Origin of the sequence: Ruegeria sp. B32, assembly GCF_025141855.1 — a bacterium.
Classification (GTDB): domain Bacteria; phylum Pseudomonadota; class Alphaproteobacteria; order Rhodobacterales; family Rhodobacteraceae; genus Ruegeria; species Ruegeria arenilitoris.
Genome location: NZ_CP081106.1, coordinates 584,774 through 604,347, shown reverse-complemented (window position 1 = coordinate 604,347; position 19,574 = coordinate 584,774). Strand labels below are relative to the sequence as shown.

Annotated in this window: 20 protein-coding genes and 1 riboswitch; of the genes, 2 read left to right on the top strand and 18 right to left on the bottom strand. The window is 60.7% G+C overall.

Translation table 11 applies throughout. The features are described 5' to 3' along the window. Positions 1-8 precede the first annotated feature (8 nt). The 7 genes from K3752_RS03190 to K3752_RS03160 form a co-directional block, all read right to left on the bottom strand. Positions 9-653 carry a phosphoribosylanthranilate isomerase gene (locus K3752_RS03190; RefSeq protein WP_260064914.1) on the bottom strand — a complete coding sequence of 215 codons (645 nt, stop codon included), beginning with the start codon at positions 651-653 and terminating at the stop codon, positions 9-11. Positions 654-659: 6 nt separating this feature from the next. Then, entirely contained in the window at positions 660-1,010 is a 351-nt protein-coding gene (locus K3752_RS03185) for a lipopolysaccharide assembly protein LapA domain-containing protein (protein ID WP_170340535.1), read from the bottom strand. A gap of 7 nt (positions 1,011-1,017) precedes the next feature. Then, the gene (gene ihfB / locus K3752_RS03180; protein ID WP_050603110.1) at positions 1,018-1,302 is read right to left on the bottom strand and encodes an integration host factor subunit beta; all 285 of its coding nucleotides are present in this window, start codon (positions 1,300-1,302) and stop codon (positions 1,018-1,020) included. 272 nt (positions 1,303-1,574) lie between these two features. Further along, a complete protein-coding gene (gene rpsA / locus K3752_RS03175; RefSeq protein ID WP_170340458.1) occupies positions 1,575-3,251 on the bottom strand; it encodes a 30S ribosomal protein S1 in 1,677 nt (558 codons plus the stop codon). 271 nt (positions 3,252-3,522) lie between these two features. Next, a complete protein-coding gene (locus K3752_RS03170) occupies positions 3,523-3,780 on the bottom strand; it encodes a DUF6525 family protein (RefSeq protein WP_244952315.1) in 258 nt (85 codons plus the stop codon). Between the two features lie 204 nt (positions 3,781-3,984). Next, positions 3,985-5,670 carry a tryptophan halogenase family protein gene (locus tag K3752_RS03165; RefSeq protein ID WP_170339897.1) on the bottom strand — a complete coding sequence of 562 codons (1,686 nt, stop codon included), beginning with the start codon at positions 5,668-5,670 and terminating at the stop codon, positions 3,985-3,987. Between the two features lie 239 nt (positions 5,671-5,909). Further along, positions 5,910-6,425, bottom strand: a complete 516-nt coding sequence (locus tag K3752_RS03160; RefSeq protein ID WP_170420223.1) for a hypothetical protein — start codon at positions 6,423-6,425, stop codon at positions 5,910-5,912. A 216-nt stretch (positions 6,426-6,641) separates the two neighbouring features. Here K3752_RS03160 and K3752_RS03155 point away from each other — a divergent pair, with 216 nt between their 5' ends. Continuing rightward, positions 6,642-7,121, top strand: coding sequence for a YHS domain-containing (seleno)protein (locus tag K3752_RS03155; protein WP_170371751.1), 480 nt, complete (start codon positions 6,642-6,644; stop codon positions 7,119-7,121). Positions 7,122-7,151: 30 nt separating this feature from the next. Here the strand turns inward: K3752_RS03155 and K3752_RS03150 are convergent, their stop codons facing one another. From K3752_RS03150 to miaB, 10 genes are all read right to left on the bottom strand, one after another. Next, positions 7,152-7,769 carry a d(CMP) kinase gene (locus tag K3752_RS03150; protein ID WP_260064906.1) on the bottom strand — a complete coding sequence of 206 codons (618 nt, stop codon included), beginning with the start codon at positions 7,767-7,769 and terminating at the stop codon, positions 7,152-7,154. Beyond that, a complete protein-coding gene (gene aroA, locus K3752_RS03145; RefSeq protein ID WP_260064904.1) occupies positions 7,766-9,112 on the bottom strand; it encodes a 3-phosphoshikimate 1-carboxyvinyltransferase in 1,347 nt (448 codons plus the stop codon). Before aroA ends, K3752_RS03150 begins: the two co-directional genes overlap by 4 nt. Before the next feature lie 68 nt (positions 9,113-9,180). Beyond that, positions 9,181-9,891: a tRNA (guanosine(46)-N(7))-methyltransferase TrmB gene (locus tag K3752_RS03140; protein ID WP_260064902.1), complete on the bottom strand. Its 711-nt coding sequence runs from the start codon at positions 9,889-9,891 to the stop codon at positions 9,181-9,183. A gap of 127 nt (positions 9,892-10,018) precedes the next feature. After that, positions 10,019-11,200 (bottom strand): methionine adenosyltransferase, encoded by a 1,182-nt coding sequence (metK, locus tag K3752_RS03135; protein WP_170434363.1) that lies wholly within the window; start codon positions 11,198-11,200, stop codon positions 10,019-10,021. A gap of 5 nt (positions 11,201-11,205) precedes the next feature. Then, a riboswitch (SAM-SAH riboswitch) is annotated at positions 11,206-11,254 on the bottom strand. A gap of 42 nt (positions 11,255-11,296) precedes the next feature. Continuing rightward, entirely contained in the window at positions 11,297-12,802 is a 1,506-nt protein-coding gene (gene lnt, locus K3752_RS03130) for an apolipoprotein N-acyltransferase (RefSeq protein WP_260064901.1), read from the bottom strand. Next, complete coding sequence (locus K3752_RS03125; RefSeq protein WP_170357079.1) at positions 12,799-13,683, bottom strand: hemolysin family protein; 885 nt, start codon at positions 13,681-13,683, stop codon at positions 12,799-12,801. The genes lnt and K3752_RS03125 overlap by 4 nt, the downstream gene beginning before the upstream one ends. A 36-nt stretch (positions 13,684-13,719) precedes the next feature. After that, a complete protein-coding gene (gene ybeY, locus K3752_RS03120; protein WP_260064899.1) occupies positions 13,720-14,214 on the bottom strand; it encodes an rRNA maturation RNase YbeY in 495 nt (164 codons plus the stop codon). Positions 14,215-14,254: 40 nt separating this feature from the next. After that, positions 14,255-15,277, bottom strand: a complete 1,023-nt coding sequence (locus tag K3752_RS03115) for a PhoH family protein (protein WP_093964591.1) — start codon at positions 15,275-15,277, stop codon at positions 14,255-14,257. Positions 15,278-15,441: 164 nt separating this feature from the next. Continuing rightward, a complete protein-coding gene (locus K3752_RS03110) occupies positions 15,442-16,206 on the bottom strand; it encodes an outer membrane protein (RefSeq protein ID WP_170527593.1) in 765 nt (254 codons plus the stop codon). A gap of 183 nt (positions 16,207-16,389) precedes the next feature. After that, positions 16,390-17,709: a tRNA (N6-isopentenyl adenosine(37)-C2)-methylthiotransferase MiaB gene (gene miaB, locus K3752_RS03105; protein ID WP_260064894.1), complete on the bottom strand. Its 1,320-nt coding sequence runs from the start codon at positions 17,707-17,709 to the stop codon at positions 16,390-16,392. A gap of 122 nt (positions 17,710-17,831) precedes the next feature. Here miaB and K3752_RS03100 point away from each other — a divergent pair, with 122 nt between their 5' ends. Beyond that, positions 17,832-18,695 (top strand): glycosyltransferase family 2 protein, encoded by an 864-nt coding sequence (locus K3752_RS03100; protein WP_170339870.1) that lies wholly within the window; start codon positions 17,832-17,834, stop codon positions 18,693-18,695. Positions 18,696-18,710: 15 nt separating this feature from the next. On the opposite strand, the gene K3752_RS03095 is transcribed toward K3752_RS03100, so the two are convergent. Further along, the gene (locus tag K3752_RS03095; protein WP_260064891.1) at positions 18,711-19,508 is read right to left on the bottom strand and encodes a phytanoyl-CoA dioxygenase family protein; all 798 of its coding nucleotides are present in this window, start codon (positions 19,506-19,508) and stop codon (positions 18,711-18,713) included. Positions 19,509-19,574 lie beyond the last annotated feature (66 nt).

The following is a 19,574-nucleotide window of genomic DNA, read 5'->3' as shown; positions in this document are numbered from 1 at the left end:
TGGTCAGATCACCGTGCCGCTTCAATAAATGAGCGGATCAGGCCCGGATCCTTGACGCCCGGGGCGCTTTCCACGCCCGATGCCACGTCCACCTGCTTTGCACCGGTCATACGGATCGCCTCGGCTACGTTGTCCGGGTTGAGCCCCCCCGACAGCATCCACGGCGTCCGCCAGTATTTGCGACCGGCGAGCAGACGCCAATCAAAAGGCAAACCGTTGCCGCCGGGCAGATCAGAGTTCTTCGGCGGTTTGGCGTCAACCAACAACTGATCGGCCACGTCCGAATACAGGTCTATTGCGGCCAAATCCTCGGCTTCCGCCACTCCAATCGCCTTGATCACCGGCAAGCCGAAGCGTGATTTGACCTCGGCCACGCGCTCGGGGCTTTCGGCGCCATGCAGCTGCAGCATGTCCAGTGAAACCCCCGCGACGATTTCATCCAACTGCGCGTCGCTGAAGTTCACCGCTAAGGCCACCTTGGCTACGCCGACCGGCACGTCACTGGCCAACGCCGCTGCCTGGGCAATCGGTGCATAGCGTGGAGACTTGGGAAAGAAATTGAACCCAATGTAACGCGCACCTGCTTCAACGGCGGCACGCACATGCTCGGGTGCGGTCAAGCCGCATATTTTTACGCTGATCTCGGAAGACATCGGCTCTCAGCTGGCCTCGTCCAGAAGGGCAAGCACATCGTCCTGGCCTTCGTTCTGCTTCTTCTTGAGCTTCTTGACCTCGCGCTCGAGCTTCTTGACCTCGGTCTTTTTGACGGTGGCGTCCTTGCGGTGCTTGTGCTCACGCAGCCATTCCCACAGAAAACCGATGACAAGGCCGGCCACAATCCCGCCAAGAACTACAAGAAACAACGGCAGCGAAGTGGCCAGATTGAAGCCAAGCAAGTCAGACAAGGCGTCCGGCATCAACTGCAACTGAACCATCTGGCGATTGGCCAGCGAGACCGAGACAAGGACGATCCCCAGGACCGCAAGAAAACCGTATCGAATGTAGCGCATCATGAGATCACGCTTTACCGTTCAAACGATCCCTTAGCAACTTGCCGGTCTTGAAAAACGGCACGCACTTTTCCTCGACTTGAACCGTCTCGCCAGTGCGTGGGTTCCGGCCGACCCGCGCATCCCGTTTCTTGACCGAAAAAGCTCCGAAGCCCCGCAGTTCGACACGGTCACCGCGCGCCATCGCGTCTGTGACTTCCTCGAATACGGTATTCACGATCCGCTCGACATCACGTTGGTACAGATGTGGATTTTCGTCGGCGATTTTCTGAATCAGTTCTGAACGGATCATGCGTGCTACCCTCCCAGGTCACCGTGTCATCTCGTCTACTGGTTTGGTCAGTATAGGAAAAAACGGTGCCGGGTGGAATGTAAACTCTGTGTGTCCGGGGTGCATTTTCCAAGAAAGCACCGGAAATTCGCCTGTAGAGACGCGAATCCGGCGGTTCATGCCTGCACCTACCACCGAATAACTCGCAAAACCGGAACACATTGATTCGCAAAAGAAACGGCCCCGCTCGGGATGAGCGGGGCCGTCTGAGTGTTCAAAACTGCAAGTCTGGCTTAGTCGCCGGACTTCAGCGCTGCGCCAAGGATATCGCCCAGCGATGCACCCGAGTCGGATGAACCGTACTGTTCCACGGCCTCTTTCTCTTCGGCGATTTCGCGCGCCTTGATCGACAGGCCCAGACGGCGGGTCTTGCTGTCCACGTTGGTGACGCGGACGTCGACCTTGTCACCGACCGAGAAACGCTCGGGGCGCTGTTCGGCACGGTCGCGGCTCAGGTCCGAACGGCGGATGAAGGACTTCATGCCTTCGTACTCCACCTCGATGCCGCCATCTTCGATCGCGGTCACTTCGACGGTGATGACCGAGCCACGCTTCACGCCGCCCACGGCTTCGGCGAACTTGTCACCGCCCAGGGCTTTGATCGACAGCGAGATCCGCTCTTTTTCGACGTCAACTTCCGAGACGACCGCCTGAACGACGTCGCCCTTGCGGTAGTTCTGGATGGCATCTTCGCCACGCTCGTCCCAGGACAGGTCGGACAGGTGAACCATGCCGTCGATGTCGCCTTCCAGGCCGATGAACAGACCGAATTCGGTGATGTTCTTGACTTCGCCTTCGACCTGCGTGCCCTCGGGGTGCGTTTCTGCAAACACTTCCCACGGGTTGCGCTGGGTCTGCTTGAGGCCCAGAGACACGCGACGCTTGGCGCCGTCGATTTCCAGAACCATGACGTCGACTTCCTGGCTGGTCGAAACGATCTTGCCGGGGTGGACGTTTTTCTTGGTCCAAGACATCTCGGACACGTGCACCAGACCTTCGACACCGGGCTCCAGCTCGACGAACGCACCGTAGTCGGTGATGTTGGTGACGCGACCCTTGTGCACCGAACCCAGCGGGTACTTGGCGCCAACCAGATCCCACGGATCTTCCTGCAGCTGCTTCATGCCCAGGCTGATGCGGTGGGTTTCCTTGTTGATCTTGATGACCTGAACCTTGATGGTTTCGCCGATCGTCAGGATCTCGGACGGGTGGTTCACACGGCGCCATGCCATGTCGGTGACGTGCAGCAGGCCGTCAACGCCGCCCAAGTCGACGAATGCACCGTATTCGGTGATGTTCTTGACGACACCCTCGACGGTCTGACCTTCGGACAGGTTGCCGATGACTTCGGCACGCTGTTCGGCACGCGATTCTTCCAGGATTGCACGGCGCGAGACAACGATGTTGCCACGGCGGCGGTCCATCTTCAGGATCTGGAACGGCTGCTTCAGACCCATCAGCGGGCCAGCGTCGCGCACGGGGCGAACGTCAACCTGGCTGCCGGGCAGGAACGCAACTGCGCCACCCAGATCCACGGTGAAGCCACCTTTGACACGACCAAAGATAGCACCTTCGACGCGCTGGTCGTCGGCATATGCTTTTTCCAGACGGTCCCATGCCTCTTCACGGCGGGCCATCTCGCGCGAGATGACAGCTTCGCCACGGGCGTTTTCTGCAGCGCGCAGGTAGACTTCGACCTCGTCGCCAACAGCGATTTCAGGAGCTTCGCCGGGATTTGCGAATTCTTTCAGATCGACACGGCCTTCCATCTTGTAGCCTACGTCGATGATGGCTTGGCCCGCTTCGATCGCGATGACCTTGCCTTTGACAACCGAACCCTCTTCGGGGGTGTCCATTTCGAAGCTTTCGTTCAGGAGGGCTTCGAATTCCTCCATGGATGCGTTAGCCATGTGGCGTTGTTTTCCTTTACATAACGTTTTTGCTGGCCGAGCGGTTGTCTCCGCCGGTCTTGTTTCATGATGTCCTCTGGCGTGACCCGGTGCGCATCTGGCTAAACAAACACAAAGGGCCGAGGAAACCCGGCCCTGCTCAGATACGTCGTCCGGGCGTTGACCGCCCTTGTTCAGACAGCGCGCGTATAGGCGGATTCTGGGCGCAGCGCAAGCAGAAAGGCCCTTGTTGCAAGCCGACGCGGGATTCCGCTTGCGTTTTCCGGGCCAGCTACTCCTCCCAAATCCGGGCATCCCTCAGCAGCATGGCCTGCTCGATCGCATTCAAACGCGCCAGTGCGTCGGCCGGGGCCTTTGCCCCACCGGCTGCCTTCCAAATCTTGAGGGCCGAGTTCGGACTCCACGGCAAACAGGCATTCGCAAGCCACTGACGCAACTGAGGCGGAAGGGTGTCATAGGCCTGCATCGCGGGGCGTTGCCGTCTCCGGCGGTTCAGGCGGCTGCGCAGATTGCGTCTTTGATTGGTCATGGGCATCGACTGTACCAAGGCGAATTTTCAGAGCGGGAACTGGACCGGACGGAATGGGTTGGGGAAACGTTCCAACTTTTATGGTATGTTATTACGTAACATACTTTTGGTGCGCAACCCCGGATTGAGGTCAAAAAAGGCAGGGTTCTGCAACCCTGCCCTCAGCCATTCCGAAGCTCTCAATATTAGCCGAAGCCGGGAGACCTAGAACAGTTGCAGGTCTTTCTTGCCGCTTTGAATCTCGGCCAGGTTCGGCATGTTCTGGATGACCACCGGCTCGGGTGCCGCACCCGGCATCGGAACAGTCGGCTGTGCCGCCTTGGCCATCGCAAAGGTGGGTTGCTTGAGCTCTCCGCGAATGTCGCGCAGCAGGGTTTTGTGATCCGGCATCGCTTTCAGGATCTGCGCCAGGTCCACTTTCGCGCCCTTCCACCATTGGAACCAGATGTCCTTCCGCAATGGTCGAATGCGATCACGAATTCCTGTGCCATACCCCGTGTCATAGACCTGCTTGCCCAGCAGAACCGTCTGATAGACGCGATGATCAAACAGCGTTGCAAACTCGACATCGTGCTGCATCGGAAGGCGGTTTTTCCAAAGCTCGAGGTTTTCAGCAAGCCTGTCCGGCACCTTCATCTCGGTCCGCGCGTCGATCCAGTATTGATCATCGGTACGATTGTTCAGCTTGTAATGCAGGCAAATGAAATCCAGCACCTCGTCATAGAGCTTGTTCATCTGACGATTGTACCTGTCCCTCAATGAGGGTTCGATATCGCGGGTCGGCAAATGCTCGGCGAACCAGCGCACAGCATGGTCGACCATATGGATCGCAGTGCTTTCCAGCGGCTCGATGAACCCACCGGCCAGCCCGATTGCAACGCAGTTCTTGACCCACGCGTTGCGCACGCGCCCGATCCGCATGGGGATCACCCGCGGCGTCGCGCCTTTGCCGCTGTCACCCAGCCACTCCAGATATTCGTCCGCCGCTTGATCATCCGTCCGGTGCGCGGATGAATACACGTATCCCGTACCCACACGGTTGTAGAGCGGCACGCGCCATGTCCAACCAGCGCCAAGTGCAGTCGATCGCGTGACGCTTTCGATCTTCCGCGGATTGGGGTGTTCGATCTGCAACGCCATGGCACGGTCGTTCGGAAGATAGTCCGAATAATCCATGAACGGCTCGCCCAGTGCCTGATTGATGATCAGGCCGCGGAAACCGGTGCAGTCCACGACCATTTCAATATCGTGGCGTCCTGCACGCTCAAGCATCAGATGGCTGACATTGCCCTGTTCATTCAACTCGACCGACTGCACCTCGTCTCGGATATGTTCGACGCCACGCTGCGTACAGACCCTGGTCAGCATGCCTGCAAATTTTACAGCGTCCAGGTGATAGGCATAGCCAAACCGCTGCTCGAATTCGGGTTGCCCCAGAAGCCGCGCGCCCTTGCACAGCCGGGCCAGGTCATCATGCGGCGAGATGGACTGAGTGAAATCCCGGTCCCCGTTGCCAAACCGAAGGAAGTATTCGGCGGCCTCGAGTCCTTCCAGCATCTGGCCATGGGCAAATGGGTTCACATAGTCGATGCGCTTTCCCTTTGCGTCCTTGTTCCAGTTGCAGAATTTGACGCCCAGCTTAAACGACGCATTGGTTTCGCGGAAAAAGTCTCGCTCGGAAATCCCAGCCTGACGGAGCGTGACCGGCATACGCGGCACGGTCGCTTCACCAACGCCGACCGTGGCGATGTTCGGGCTTTCGATCAGGCAGATCCGCGGACGGTCCTTGGGTGCTGACGTGCGCGAAAACACCATCTCGAGAAGCAGCGCCGTCATCCAGCCGGCAGTACCGCCACCCACGATGGTGATTTTTTGCAAACGATTATTCATGTTGTTCTGTCCCTGTTGGCTGTGAGGATTATGCGGCCGCCTGCCCGTTTTGCCGGGCCTCGGTGGCGACCTCCCCTTATCGCTAAGGGAAACTATAGCAGCTTTCAGGCATCCAGCTAGGGCCAATGGCGGCATCAAGTAGGCCCAAACGGGCGCCTTTGCCAAAGCAACGCATGGTCACGACCTGTTTCCCCGGCACCTAACGGCCAGTGATGACGGATGAGCCTTTCGAGGCAGCCTCAGATGTCCTCGCCTTTCTTCAGAAGGTCGTCGATCAGTTCGCGTTGCAGATCATGGCTGTCGCCACCGCCGAACTCGGCCGCACCCCCGGAATAGAGAGTGCCATAGGTCAGGGCGATATTGACGGTCTGCGCCAGGCCCGAGATCAGTTGATCCTTGTTCAGCCGTGACAGCGGGTGGATGAACACGGCCCACAAGGTTCCGTTGGCGATCGCATAGCGCGCGTCCAGCGTGCTATCGAAATTGGCCTGCATCATGCGTTGCAAGTCTTCGGCCGAAAGCTCTGAGGTGCCGCTGATCGCAACCATCGCCCGCATCCGGTCTGCATGCACATCAGTAACAACCAGTACCGGCACATCGGAAATCGTCATGGTAAAGCCCGGACCCTGCGGCTCGGCATCGGGGTCGAGGGCAAAGATGATCTTGCCCAGTCTCTCGTAGGTCATCGGTGGCTCGGCTTCCTGTGCCAACGCATGGCCGGCCAACAAAATCCAGATCAAGGCAAATCGGATCATCCGCTCTCTCCACCATAGACGCGTTCAGCCTAAGCGGGGACTGATCAACTGGCCAAACACAGCTTGGTGAGCCGGTTTGGCTGGCTCTCGGCAAGTGCGAACGATCTGCAAGGTTTTCCGTTCGCGCTGCGATTACGCGTCCGCACGCCCGCATTTATCTGTTCTGCACCGGTCGGCGCGCGTGCCGGCCACAACTGAACACGAAAGGAACACACAATGAAATCTGTTGTACTCAGCGCCCTTGTCGCCGTCCTGCCGATGATCGCCGCACCGGCTTTTGCGGCGGATGAGATCAATGTCTCGAACGGGATCTCGGCCGGCGGTGCGCCGCTGGCTGCTCACGGGGTCGATCTGGTGGCGCTGGTCACTGAAGGCAACCCGGTGGAAGGGTTCGCCACGCATTCGGCCACCTATAGTGGCGCGTCCTACTACTTCACCTCGGCCGAGAACCGCGAAGCTTTCGAGGCCAACCCCGAGGCATACCTGCCGCAGCACGGCGGCTTCTGCTCGTATGGTGTTTCCGTGGGCAAGAAGTTCGATGGCGATCCGGATCAGTACCTGCTGGCCGATGGCAAGCTGTATCTGTTTCTGAACGCGGCAACCCGCGCTAAGTTCCTCGAAGACGTGTCCGGCACCGCCAAGACCGCGGATGACCAGTGGGCGAATATCAAGTCGATTGCGGTCGGCGAACTGTAATCGGACTGTCGCCAAGCGCTGTCCGCGGTCTCACCTTGCCGAGGGCAGCTTTCCTTGAATAACCGCGACCGCCTTTTCCAGCGCGGCCTCGATGCTCAGGTCCGAAGTGTCCAGAATTACGGCATCGTCGGCCGGTTTCATCGGGGCCGTGCTGCGTTCGGCGTCTCGCGCGTCGCGCTCGCGGACATCGGCCAGAACCTGCGCGCGCGTTATTTCCGCGCCTTTGTCAGCCAGTTCCAGATAGCGTCGCTCGGCGCGCACTTCGGGGCTGGCGGTGACGAACAGCTTCACCTCGGCCTCGGGGCAGATCACCGTGCCGATATCCCGCCCGTCCAGCACCGCGCCGCCGGCCCGCAGGGCAAAGCTGCGCTGGAAATCGATCAGCGCTGTTCGCACCTCGGGGATCACGGCCACTTTCGACGCCGCTTGCGCGATTTCGGCGGTGCGCAGGTCGCCCTGCTTCAACTCCTCGGCCGTCAGGGACCGCGCCGCCTCGACCGGGTCGGTGCCGTCCAGCGTGCGCCGGCCGACCGCGCGATACAGCAGACCCGTATCCAGATGCGCCAGCCCGAAATGAGCAGCCACGGCCTTGGAGATCGTGCCCTTGCCCGCAGCGGCCGGGCCGTCGATGGCGACGGTAAAGCTCATGTGCGCTCGACCTTGGCGCCAAGGCCCTTCATCAACGGCTCGAAGATCGGGAACGAGGTCGCGATGGGGCTGCCGTCATCGACCGAGACCGCCTGTTGCGCGCCCATGCCCATCACCATGAACGACATTGCGATGCGATGGTCCAGAAAGCTTTCGCAGGTGCCGCCGCCGGGCACGCCGCCAATGCCCAGCCCGTCGACCGACCACCAGTCATCGCCCTCGTCAACCGTGACGCCGTTGGCCCGCAAGCCACGCGCCATGGCGTCGATGCGGTCGCTTTCCTTGACGCGTAGCTCCTTGACGCCGCCCATCATCGTCTTGCCGGTGGCGTTGGCCGCAACCACCGACAGCACCGGGTATTCGTCGATCATCGAGGCTGCGCGTTCGGGCGGGACGTCGATGCCCTTCATGTCGGGCGAGTAGCGCGCGCGCAGGTCGGCGACCGGCTCGCCACCTTCCTCGCGCATGTTCTCATAGGTCAGATCGGCGCCCATCTCGCGCAGCGTGGTGAACAGGCCGGCGCGCGTGGGGTTCAGGCCGATGCCCGGCACCAGAACGTCCGATCCCGGCGTGATCAGCGCCGCGCAGACCGGGAAGGCCGCGCTGGAGGGGTCTCGCGGCACGGCGATCACCTGCGGTTTCAACTCAGGCCGGCCGGTCAGGGTGATGACCCGGCCTTCGTCGGTATCCTCGACCGTGATTTCGGCGCCGAACCCGGCCAGCATCCGTTCGGAATGGTCACGGGTGGCTTCCTTCTCGATCACCACGGTCTTGCCGGGCGCGTTCAGGCCGGCCAGCAAAACGGCGGATTTCACCTGGGCCGAGGGCACCGGCACTTCGTACCACACCGGCACCGGATCGGCCGCGCCGACGATGGTCATGGGCAGACGCCCGCCCGAGCGGCCCACGGCCTGTGCCCCGAACAGTGCCAACGGATCGGTCACCCGCGCCATCGGGCGTTTGTTCAGGCTGGCGTCGCCGGTGAAGGTCGCGCTGATCGCGCTGGTCGCCATCGCGCCCATGATCAGGCGCACGCCCGTGCCCGAGTTGCCGCAGTCGATCACCTGATCCGGCTCGGCAAAGCCGCCCACGCCGACACCATGCACCGTCCATTCGCCATTCCCGTGCGAGATCACCTCGGCCCCGAAGGCGCGCATCGCCTTGGCGGTGTCCAGAACGTCTTCGCCTTCCAGCAGGCCCGAGATCCGGGTCTCGCCCACGGCCATCGCCCCAAGGATCAGAGAGCGGTGCGAAATCGACTTGTCGCCCGGCACTTCGGCCGTGCCGGTCAGCGGGCCGCAGGGATGCGAGGTCATCGGGATGGGCGTGCCGTGTCCGGACATGAGGGCTCCTTTTGCGCTATCAGTGCCTCTGCCGATTAGCGAATTGGCGCCGCAGCGTCCAGCCGCAATCACCCGTTGCAGCGGAAGGTCAGATAGTGTGGCGTGCGGCCTTCACGCAGGGCCTTCTGCTCGTAGCGGGTAGAAATCCAGTCGTCCCACGGCTTGCGCCAATCCTCGGGGCCCTCGGCCAGCCATTCGAAACCGGCACGGGGCACCTCCTCGAGCGTCTGGCGGACATAGTCCGGGATGTCGGTCGCCACGCGGAAAATCGCGCCGGGTTTCAGCACACGCGCCAGCGGGTCCAGATGCTCGGGCGTCACGAAGCGGCGGCGATGGTGCCGCTTTTTGGGCCACGGATCGGGATAGAGCAGAAACGCGCGCGAGATACTGGCATCGGGCAGCACGTCGAACAGGTCGCGCACATCGCCGGGATGTACCGCCAGGTTGGTCACTTCGGCCCGGCGGATCTTGCCCAATAGCATGGCCACGCCGTTGATGAACGGCTCGGCCCCTATGATGCCGATATCGGAGTTCTGCTGCGCCTGATGCACCAGATGCTCACCACCGCCGAACCCGACCTCAAGCCATACCGGCTTGCCGCCGAACAGCGCGTCCAAGTCGATCGGGGTGCGGTCGGGGTTGCTGTCCCAATCCACCGCGCCCGGCGACAGGGCGGCCAGGTCCTCGGACAGATAGGTCTTTTGGCTGGGCTTCAGGGTCTTGCCCTTGAAGCGGCCATAGAAGTTTCTGCGGGGGCGTTCGGGTGACTGGGTGCTCATGCCGGTGCCCTTACTGCGGTGGGGTTTGCGTTGCAAGGGGAGGGCTGTGCCGGAGGGGCGACCTTCGAAACGAAAAAGGCGCGCCACATCGGACGCGCCTTGCCGTGTTTGATTTCCCGGTGCTGGCTCAGACAGCCTTTTTCAAGGCCTCAACCAGATCGGTCCGCTCCCAGCTGAAGCCGCCGTCCGCATCCGGCTCGCGCCCGAAGTGCCCATAGGCCGCCGTGCGCTGGTAGATCGGCTTGTTCAGCTGCAGGTGTTCGCGGATGCCGCGCGGGGTCAGGTCCATCACCTGTCCGACCGCCTTCTCGATCTCGGCGTCGGCAACCTGTCCGGTGCCGTGGGTGTCAGCGTAGATCGAAAGCGGCTTGGAAACGCCGATCGCATAGCTCAGCTGGATCGTGCAACGCTCGGCCATGCCGGCGGCCACGACGTTCTTCGCCAGATACCGCGCGGCATAGGCCGCCGACCGGTCGACCTTGGTCGGGTCCTTGCCCGAGAACGCCCCGCCGCCGTGCGGGGCCGCACCGCCATATGTGTCGACGATGATCTTGCGCCCGGTCAGACCAGCATCCCCGTCCGGGCCGCCGATGACGAACTTGCCGGTAGGGTTCACATGCCATTCCGTCTGGTCGCTCAGCCAGCCATCGGGCAGAGATTCGCGGATGTAGGGCTCGACGATCTGGCGAATATCGTCCGAGGTCAGCGCCTCATCCAGATGCTGGGTGGACAGCACGACCGAACTGACACCGACTGGCCGCCCGTCACGGTAGATCACCGACAGCTGCGATTTGGCATCAGGACCCAGAGCGGGCTCAGACCCGCTCTTGCGCACCTCAGCCAGACGGCGCAGGATGGCGTGTGCATATTGGATCGGAGCCGGCATCAGGGCTGGGGTTTCGGTAGTGGCATATCCAAACATGATGCCCTGGTCACCGGCGCCTTCATCCTTGTCAGCAGACGCATCGACCCCTTGGGCGATGTGCGCGGACTGTTCGTGCAGCAGGTTCGTCACCTCGACCGTTTCGTGGTGGAACTTGTCCTGCTCGTATCCGATGTCCTTTATGCAAGCGCGGGCGATCTCTTCGATCTTGCCCATGTAGTCGTGCAGTTTTTCCTGATCCGACAGACCGACCTCGCCGCCGATGACCACCCGATCAGTGGTGGCAAATGTTTCGCACGCGACACGCGCTTCGGGCTCTTCATTCAGAAAGGCATCCAGGACCGCATCTGAAATTCGGTCGCACACCTTGTCGGGATGCCCTTCGGAAACGGATTCCGAAGTGAAAATGTAGTTCTGTCGGGACATGAAAGCGCTCCATTAAGATTTCCCCGTCACGCCAGGAAGCCGTTGTGACAGGCATTCGACGGGATACGCCCGAAGAAACAGGGGGTCAATCGGTAATTATGCCCTGCCAAACCGAACGTTGCGCCCAAACAGCAGCAGAAGCACCAACAATAGCCCAAGCGTCAGCCCGTCGCCGGTTCGCGCATACAGTGTCGGAGGCAATGGCGCCGGAAGATGAGCATCCACGAAACCCGCCTGTCCCAAAGGCAGGGAGGCGATTACGTTGCCATAGGGATCGACCATCGCCGAAACACCGGTATTTGCCGACCGCGCCAGCGGCAGACCCTGTTCGATGGCCCGCATCCTTGCCTGCGCCAGATGCTGGAATGGTCCTGTACGGGTTCCGAACCAGGCATCATTGGTTATCTGCAGAAGGAAATCCGGGCGCTGCGGCGCCGCCGAGACATCCTGCGGAAAGATCGCCTCGTAGCAGATCAGCGGCAGAGCCAGACCCAGCTTGCCGGAGTTCAGCATCGCCGCTCCGGGCCCGGCGCTGAAGCCACTTCCCGTGGTCGCGGCCATACCGTGTATTCCGAACCTGTCCATCAGATCGCCAAAGGGGACATACTCGCCGAAGGGCACCAGATGATGCTTGTCGTACAGGCCGGTCTGACGCCCCTGCTCGTCGAGGTAGATCATTGAGTTGTAGATGCGCGGCCCGTCTCCGCGTTGGATACCGAGGATGACGGGCGTTCCCTGAGCGGCCTCGGCAATCGCTTCCAGATAGGGACCCGCACTGCCCAGCCACGCCGGAACCGACGTCTCGGGCCATACGATCAAGTCGGGACGCGGATCGGCGGCAGTGAATTCAATCTGTCGAGCGAAAAACAGCGGGGCAAAAGAAGGGTCCCATTTCTGCTCTTGCGGCGCGTTGGGCTGGACCAGACGAACAATATGACCGGTCTCTGCAACCCTCGGGCGGTTGCTGGCTTGAACCAGCGCCAAACCCGCAAAGATGACAACTGCAACGACGGGCCAAAGTAAAGCCTTGCCGTTGCGAGGACCGGCGACGGCAGCGCCCAACGGCAGGGCAAGCAAAAAGGTCGCGGCCCCAAGGCCATATGGACCAACCCATGCCAGGAGTTGCCCGGCCGGGGCATCCACCCAAATCTGTGCCATTCCCGCCCAAGGAAACCCGGTCAGAACGTAGCCGCGCGCCATTTCAACCAGCGACAGGGTCAGGGCCAGAAAGATGACCTTCCGCGGCCCCACCTCTCGGGTTCCGCGCGCGAGCCAGAAAGCAAACGCCCAGAACAAGGCCAAGCCAGCAGCCATGAACACAAGCGCAAAAGGGGCCATCCAGGCATAACGCTCAGCGTCGATCTGAAAGGGCTCGATGATCCAGCTCAGGGCATTGGCGAAGTAACCGGTTGCGAAAGCCCAGCCCACCCATGCCGCGCGAGCGCGCGTGGAACTGGCCAGAAACAACGGCGCGACGGATGCAAGCGCAATGCAGCTGATTATCCAATAGCCATACGGCGCCAAGCCAAAGGCCGCCAACGCGCCGAGTATCGCGGCCAGTACCACGCGCAGCCAATGCGGCCACCGCAAGGCAGGATTCATGCAGCCATATCCGGCAGCATCACCCGCAGGCGCTTGATGCGCCGCGGATCCGCGTCGATAACCTCGAACTCGGGGCCTTCGGGGTGCAAAACCACCTCACCGCGAGCTGGAACCCGCCCAGAAAGCATGAAGACCAGCCCGCCCAGAGTCTCGATCTCTTCCTCGTCGACATCCTCGTGGCTGGTCAGCGACCGGCCAATTTCGGCCTCGAAATCCTCAAGCGGTGCTTTGGCCTGAACGATATAGCACCCGGGCTTTTCTTGCACCCACAGCTGGTTTTCGTCGGCGTCATGCTCATCGGCGATTTCTCCGACGACCTGTTCGATCAGATCTTCGATCGTGACAAGCCCGTCGACGCCGCCATATTCATCGATCACCAACGCCATGTGGCGACGCTCGGTCTGCATCTTGGTCAGCAAAACACCGATCGGCATCGAAGGCGGAACGAACAGCAACGGGCGGAGCATCGAGATCAGATCGAATTCCGCCGACCCACCGTTGAACCCATGCGTCAGCGCAAAATCCTTGAGGTGAACAAAGCCCAGCGGCGTGTCCAACGTCCCCTCGTAGACAGGTATTCGCGACAGACCGCTATCCCGGAAGACCTGGGCCAGTTCCTCCTTGGTGATGGTCGAAGGCACTGACACGATGTCGGCGGAAGGAATTGCCACATCCTCGACCCGCATGCGCCGCAGATTGATCATGCCGCGTGGCTGAGGGGTTACGGCCTCGTTCCCGTTCACGACGACTTCGGCGTCATCCTCGGCGGAAGAAAAAGCATCAAGAATACGAGAGAAAAGCCCGCTTTTCTCTTTGGTTTCATCGCTGCTCTGCGAGTGCGCGCTCTGCGCCGCTCCAGAACTGCCGTCAATATCGCCCATTTTCCTGTTCCAATAGATCGGGCACCAAGGCCCACATTACTCATTATATGGGTCATCAATACCCATTTTGCCAAGTATCTCGACCTCGGCACGTTCCATCAAAGTGGCGTCAAGGTCACGAATGTGATCATACCCCAGCAAATGCAACACTCCGTGAACCAGCAAATGGGTCACGTGGTCATCCATGGATTTCCCGGCTTCCTGAGCCTCGCGCCAGCAAGTGTCATACGAGATCGCGATGTCTCCAAGCGCGATGTCACCCGTGAAATCCGGCTGGGGCACGAGCGGTGTGCCGCCGGGCTGATCTGCAGCAAGGTCCTCGGCGGGCCAGCTCAGCACATTCGTCGGCGCAGGTTTTTCACGAAATTCAGCGTTCAACTCGGCAATCCGGGCGTCGTCGCAGCCCAGCACGCTGACTTCGCACAAATCGGCATCCACGCCGCAATGCGCCAACGTCGCGGCCACGGCCTTGTGCGCCAACGGCTCAAGACCCTGCCAGCGCGGGTCTTCGATCGTGATTTCCAAGTTCATCTCGTGACGCTCCGAGGCCGATTTGCCCGGGCCCGACGGTTCAACCCGTTTCCCGGCCCGAGTCGGCCTCATACGCCTCGATGATCGCCGCGACAAGCGGATGGCGCACCACGTCCTTGGATGTGAAGTAGTTGAAGCTGATATTCGGGATCGTCTTCAGCAACCGCTCGGCATCCGCAAGCCCCGAAGCCACGCCGCGCGGCAGATCCACCTGCGACCGGTCGCCGGTGATCACCATCCGGCTGCCCTCGCCCAACCGCGTCAGGAACATCTTCATCTGCATCGTCGTGGCGTTCTGGGCCTCGTCCAATACAACGAAGGCATTGGCCAGTGTCCGCCCGCGCATGAACGCCAGCGGGGCAATTTCGATCCGCTTTTCCTCGATCAGCTTGGCCAGTTGCTTGCCTGGCAGAAAGTCATTCAACGCGTCGTATAGCGGCTGCATATACGGATCGACCTTGTCCTTCATGTCACCAGGCAGGTAACCCAGCTTTTCGCCGGCTTCGACGGCTGGGCGGCTGAGAATGATTCGATCCACATGTCCGCCGATGAACATCGACACACCCACGGCCACGGCAAGGTAGGTCTTGCCCGTTCCCGCCGGGCCGATGCCAAAGGCGAGTTCGTTGTTGAACAGCGACTGCACATAAGCCTTTTGCGCGTCAGTCCTGGGTTCGACCAGCTTTTTGCGGGTCTTGATTTCGACAGTTCCACCCTTGAACATTTCAAGCTGGTCGCCATCACGCGAGCCGGTTCCGGCTTCGGAATTGCCCATCCGCAATTCGCGATCAACGTCGGCAGCTTCGACGTCACGCCCGCCTTCCAGTCGGGTGTAGAGGGCCTGCAAAACCTCGATCGCCTGCTTCTGAAGCTCGTCTTCGCCCATGACGACCAGTTGGTTGCCGCGGCGCACGATCTGAACGGACAGTTTCCGCTCGATCTCGGCCAGATTGCGGTCGTATTCGCCGCAAAGATCAATCAATAGTCGGTTGTCAGGGAATTCAACAAACGCCTCGTTCGCGGGCATTTCATCTTGCGGTGGGGTAAGGGCACCGATGGCCAATCCGTTCTCCTGTCTTGGCGTTGTCACCCCAAGCGTAGACAACAAGAGTCGGTCGGCGCAAGCCACAGATTCAAAAATCTGAGCAACTGATCGCAAATCGGTCAGGCGGAAAGGAATTCATGGCCCGGCGCGATGAAATCTCAGGCCGGAATCCGCCTTTGGGATCAGAACTTGTAGTTCAACCCGACGCGAATCCCCTGGTAGCTGGGCGTTGATTTGGTCGAGAAGCCCGAGCCAAAGTCGACGACCTTCGACTGGAACTGCACATATTCGAGTTCGCCAGTAACGGACCAATTGTCGTTCAACTGATGCTCGGCCCCGATGCTGGCCACGAATCCGTTGCGTCGGTCATCGCTTGCGAAAGACTGAGTGGTGCCGCCGCTGGACAGGCTGTTGGTCGTTTCGATTTCACCCTGAACGAACCCGACGGTAACGAAATACAGAACCGAACCGCTGGGGTTGGTCAGCCCGTTCTTGAACCGCAACGACAGCACATCCGATATCTCGGAACCGCCCTGAACGGTCGTGGTGCCTATCTGCGTGGTGACACTGTCATCCAGCGAAGCGAAATCGTACCCGATCTCGAACCCGTAGACGTAATCGCGCCCGCCACGCGCAGGTAGAACACCGCGCCAACCGCCCCGTATCCCGCCATAGGCACCGCTCAGGTCAAGTTTGCCGATGGGAAAGGTGCCCGCATTGGTAGCGAGCCCGAACTGGTCTGTTCCGCCTGATCCATACCCGGCGCTGAACCCCAGATAGAAGGCGCTGACGTCTTTGGAATAACGCTCCGGCCCCAACACGACCGGATCGGAAACGGCGCCGTCCAAATCCCCCGCATGAGTAGGAATACCTGCGCTGGCGGCCAGCAATAGGCCGGCCAGAACTCGGCCCACCCCTGTTTGTCGAATACCTGCCTGACGTGTCACTCGTACCCTCCATTGCGGTGCCCGGGCGACCGGAAGCCCCGCCGATGTAAAGCCCGAAGGCCACCTGAAACACGGCCCCGAGAATTCTGGCTATTCTCCGACCATAGTTCCAAGCGATAAATCAAGGGTAAATTTTGGAAACAAACGCCACGAGTGTTGCGTGAGCGGTGAACCGCGGCCCTGTCACAGCACCTCGCCGGCCAGTGAATTGGCGCCCGAAGCCGTAATCCGGACGTTGCGAAGATCTCCCGCCGAAAGATCGGCTCCGGAAACGTGGACGGCATGCAGATACTCGGACTTGCCAACCATCTGTCCGGCCAGACGCCCGGGTTTCTCAAACAGAACCCGGACTGTCCGACCAACCATCGCATCCTGGATCTCGCGCTGGTGCCGGGTGATCAGAGCCTGCAAGCGTTGGAGACGGTCGTCAGCTTCCTGTGGATCGACCTGCGGACGCTCGGCCGCGGGCGTGCCCGGCCGTGTCGAATACTTGAAGGAATACGCATAGCCATAGCGGACCTGCTCGACCAGATCCAACGTGGCCTGGAAATCCTCTTCGGTTTCTTCGGGGAAGCCCACGATGAAATCGCCCGACATCAGGATATCGGGGCGCGCCTCGCGGATCCGCTCGATCAGACACAGATAGCTTTCGGCGGTGTGGCTGCGGTTCATCCGCTTGAGGATCTTGTCCGACCCCGACTGCACCGGCAGGTGCAGATAGGGCATCAGTTTTTCGCAGGTGCCGTGTGCCTCGATCAGGTCGTCGGTCATGTCGTTGGGATGCGAGGTGGTGAACCGGATGCGCTCCAGCCCGTCGATCTTGTTCAACTCCCAGATCAGCCCGGCAAGGGTCATGTCACCGTTCGGACCTGCCCCGTGATAGGCGTTGACGTTCTGGCCCAGCAGCGTGATCTCGCGCACCCCGCGCTCGACCAGGTCCTGCGCCTCGCGCAGGATACGATCGGCGGGGCGGCTGACCTCGGCCCCGCGGGTATAGGGCACGACGCAGAAGGCGCAGAACTTGTCACAACCTTCCTGCACGGTCAGAAACGCCGTCGGGCCGCGTTTGGCCTTGGGACGGTTCTTGAGCTTCTCAAACTTGTCCTCTTCGGGGAAATCGGTATCCAGCGCCTTTTCGCCCGCACGCGCTTTGGCTTCCAGTTCGGGCAGGCGGTGATAGCTCTGCGGGCCGACGACCAGATCGACCAGCGGCTGCCGGCGCATGATCTCTTCGCCCTCGGCCTGCGCCACGCAACCAGCCACGCCAATCTTCAGATCGGGCTTTTCGGCCTTCAACCCCTTGAACCGGCCCAGTTCGGAATACACCTTCTCGGCCGCTTTTTCGCGGATGTGGCAGGTGTTCAACAGGATCATGTCCGCATCTTCGGGCGACTGCGTTTCCACATAGCCCTGTCCGCCCAACGCCTCGGACATGCGTTCGCTGTCATAGACGTTCATCTGACAGCCATAGGTCTTGATATACAGCTTTTTCGGTTCGGACATGGGCTGGGCCTTTTGCGTTCGCTGGACCGGCGTCGTCTATACCCATCGAACGCCGCTTGCAATGCTAGCGCAATTACCCGAATTTGACGGATATTTCCAGCAAGGCAGGCTACAAGCGGGCAATGAAATACGAATCCCTCGACCACTTTCTGAAATCGGGCCGGGCAGCGTTGACCAAGGGGCCGGTCGCATTGGTTTTTGCCGAAGACGATGTCGAGCTTGATGGGACCTTGCGCCATCACTTGGACTTGGGGTTCAAATCCGTGATCGTATTTGCACCGGCCCAGTTTTCGATCCTGCCTGAAATCTTGGACCGGGTGCACCGGGTCACGATGCGCTGCTCGCCCAGAAACGTGGTGTTCGACACCATAAATCGCGTCATTCAGGCGGCGCCAAACATCTGGCTGTACTACTGCTACAACTCGGAATACCTGTTCTTTCCGTTCTGCGAAACGCGCACGGTCGCAGAGATGCTGGCCTTTCACGCCGAGGAGCGGCGCGACGCGATGCTCTGCCACGTGATCGACATCTACGCCGACGACCTGTCCGCCTATCCCAACGGCGTGGCCCCGGATCATGCGATGCTGGACAGCACTGGATATTATGCTCATTCCCGGCACGACCGATCGGGACAACCGCTGGAGCGTCAATTGGATATGTCGGGTGGCTTGCGTTGGCGGTTCGAGGATCACATCCCGTATGAACGGCGCCGGATCGACCGGATCGCGCTGTTCAAAAGCTGCAAGGGTCTGACCCTCCAACCCGATCACACCTTTAACGAGCCCGAGTACAACACCTATGCCTGTCCCTGGCATCACAACCTGACGGCCGCAATCTGTTCGTTCCGCGCCGCCAAAGCGCTGAAAAGCAACGCGGGATCGACCTTTGATATTCCCAGTTTCCGCTGCCCGTCCTCGGTTCCTTTCCAATGGAACTCGCACCAGTTGCTGGACCTTGGCCTGATGGAACCTGGCCAGTGGTTCTGAGCGGGCCGGAACGGCTCAGCGATTGAGCAGAACCGGGAACCAGTCCTCGCGCAACCGTTGTCCAGCCCGCATGTCATGCCCCGGAAACGGCGGCGACGTCCGGCCCGGACGCTCGACATAACAGGCGTCATCCCCGACCAGCCGCAGCGAGAAGGCGCGGCGCCGGCTGTCGGACTGGTTTCCTCGGGCACCATGCAGGGTACGAAAGTTGAAGGCGACCGCATCGCCGGGTTCCATTTCGAACTCAACGATCCGCATCCCTTCGGCCTCGGGGTCTGGTACCGCGATGTACTGGCCCTCGTCAGGAAAGAAACCCTCCTCCGAAACCCAACGCGTCGGCAACACTTCCTTTTCCCACAGGTGAGACCCCGCCACGCAACGCAGAGTCGCCTGCGTCACCGGGTCGAGCGGCGACCAGAAGCTTATCGTCTGACGCCCTTCCACAAAGTAATAGGGCCCATCCTGATGCCACGGCGTGGCCATCGAGGTGCCGGGCTCCTTGACCAGAACGTGGTCATGGAACATCTGGACCGAACGGGACTCCATCAGGTCGGCAGCGACCTCAGCAACCGGAGAGGCTTGAATGACCTGCCGAAACTCGGGGATGCGAGACCAGTTGCAGTAGTCGTCAAAGAAACGGCCGGTTTCGCCTTCTTTCTTGTTTTCCGACGCATATGGCCCGGGATCAGCCATGTTGCGTGCCACCCCTTCCCGCAAGGCATCGACGTGATCGGCGAACAGGCCCTTGACCAGAACAACCCCGTCATTGCGATAGGTTTCGATCATCTCCGGTGAAACAAGAGGGTGTGGCATTTCGGTCTCCGTCATTTGCTGAGGCCGATTTGCACATGTCTGGCACCCCTGTTCAAATCATATCTT

Coding starts and splice junctions, on each gene's coding strand:
- K3752_RS03190 (WP_260064914.1), bottom strand. CDS start 653: ATGTCTTCCGAGATCAGCGTAAAAATATGCGGCTTGACCGCACCCGAG.
- K3752_RS03185 (WP_170340535.1), bottom strand. CDS start 1,010: ATGCGCTACATTCGATACGGTTTTCTTGCGGTCCTGGGGATCGTCCTT.
- ihfB (WP_050603110.1), bottom strand. CDS start 1,302: ATGATCCGTTCAGAACTGATTCAGAAAATCGCCGACGAAAATCCACAT.
- rpsA (WP_170340458.1), bottom strand. CDS start 3,251: ATGGCTAACGCATCCATGGAGGAATTCGAAGCCCTCCTGAACGAAAGC.
- K3752_RS03170 (WP_244952315.1), bottom strand. CDS start 3,780: ATGACCAATCAAAGACGCAATCTGCGCAGCCGCCTGAACCGCCGGAGA.
- K3752_RS03165 (WP_170339897.1), bottom strand. CDS start 5,670: ATGAATAATCGTTTGCAAAAAATCACCATCGTGGGTGGCGGTACTGCC.
- K3752_RS03160 (WP_170420223.1), bottom strand. CDS start 6,425: ATGATCCGATTTGCCTTGATCTGGATTTTGTTGGCCGGCCATGCGTTG.
- K3752_RS03155 (WP_170371751.1), top strand. CDS start 6,642: ATGAAATCTGTTGTACTCAGCGCCCTTGTCGCCGTCCTGCCGATGATC.
- K3752_RS03150 (WP_260064906.1), bottom strand. CDS start 7,769: ATGAGCTTTACCGTCGCCATCGACGGCCCGGCCGCTGCGGGCAAGGGC.
- aroA (WP_260064904.1), bottom strand. CDS start 9,112: ATGTCCGGACACGGCACGCCCATCCCGATGACCTCGCATCCCTGCGGC.
- K3752_RS03140 (WP_260064902.1), bottom strand. CDS start 9,891: ATGAGCACCCAGTCACCCGAACGCCCCCGCAGAAACTTCTATGGCCGC.
- metK (WP_170434363.1), bottom strand. CDS start 11,200: ATGTCCCGACAGAACTACATTTTCACTTCGGAATCCGTTTCCGAAGGG.
- lnt (WP_260064901.1), bottom strand. CDS start 12,802: ATGAATCCTGCCTTGCGGTGGCCGCATTGGCTGCGCGTGGTACTGGCC.
- K3752_RS03125 (WP_170357079.1), bottom strand. CDS start 13,683: ATGGGCGATATTGACGGCAGTTCTGGAGCGGCGCAGAGCGCGCACTCG.
- ybeY (WP_260064899.1), bottom strand. CDS start 14,214: ATGAACTTGGAAATCACGATCGAAGACCCGCGCTGGCAGGGTCTTGAG.
- miaB (WP_260064894.1), bottom strand. CDS start 17,709: ATGTCCGAACCGAAAAAGCTGTATATCAAGACCTATGGCTGTCAGATG.
- K3752_RS03100 (WP_170339870.1), top strand. CDS start 17,832: ATGAAATACGAATCCCTCGACCACTTTCTGAAATCGGGCCGGGCAGCG.
- K3752_RS03095 (WP_260064891.1), bottom strand. CDS start 19,508: ATGCCACACCCTCTTGTTTCACCGGAGATGATCGAAACCTATCGCAAT.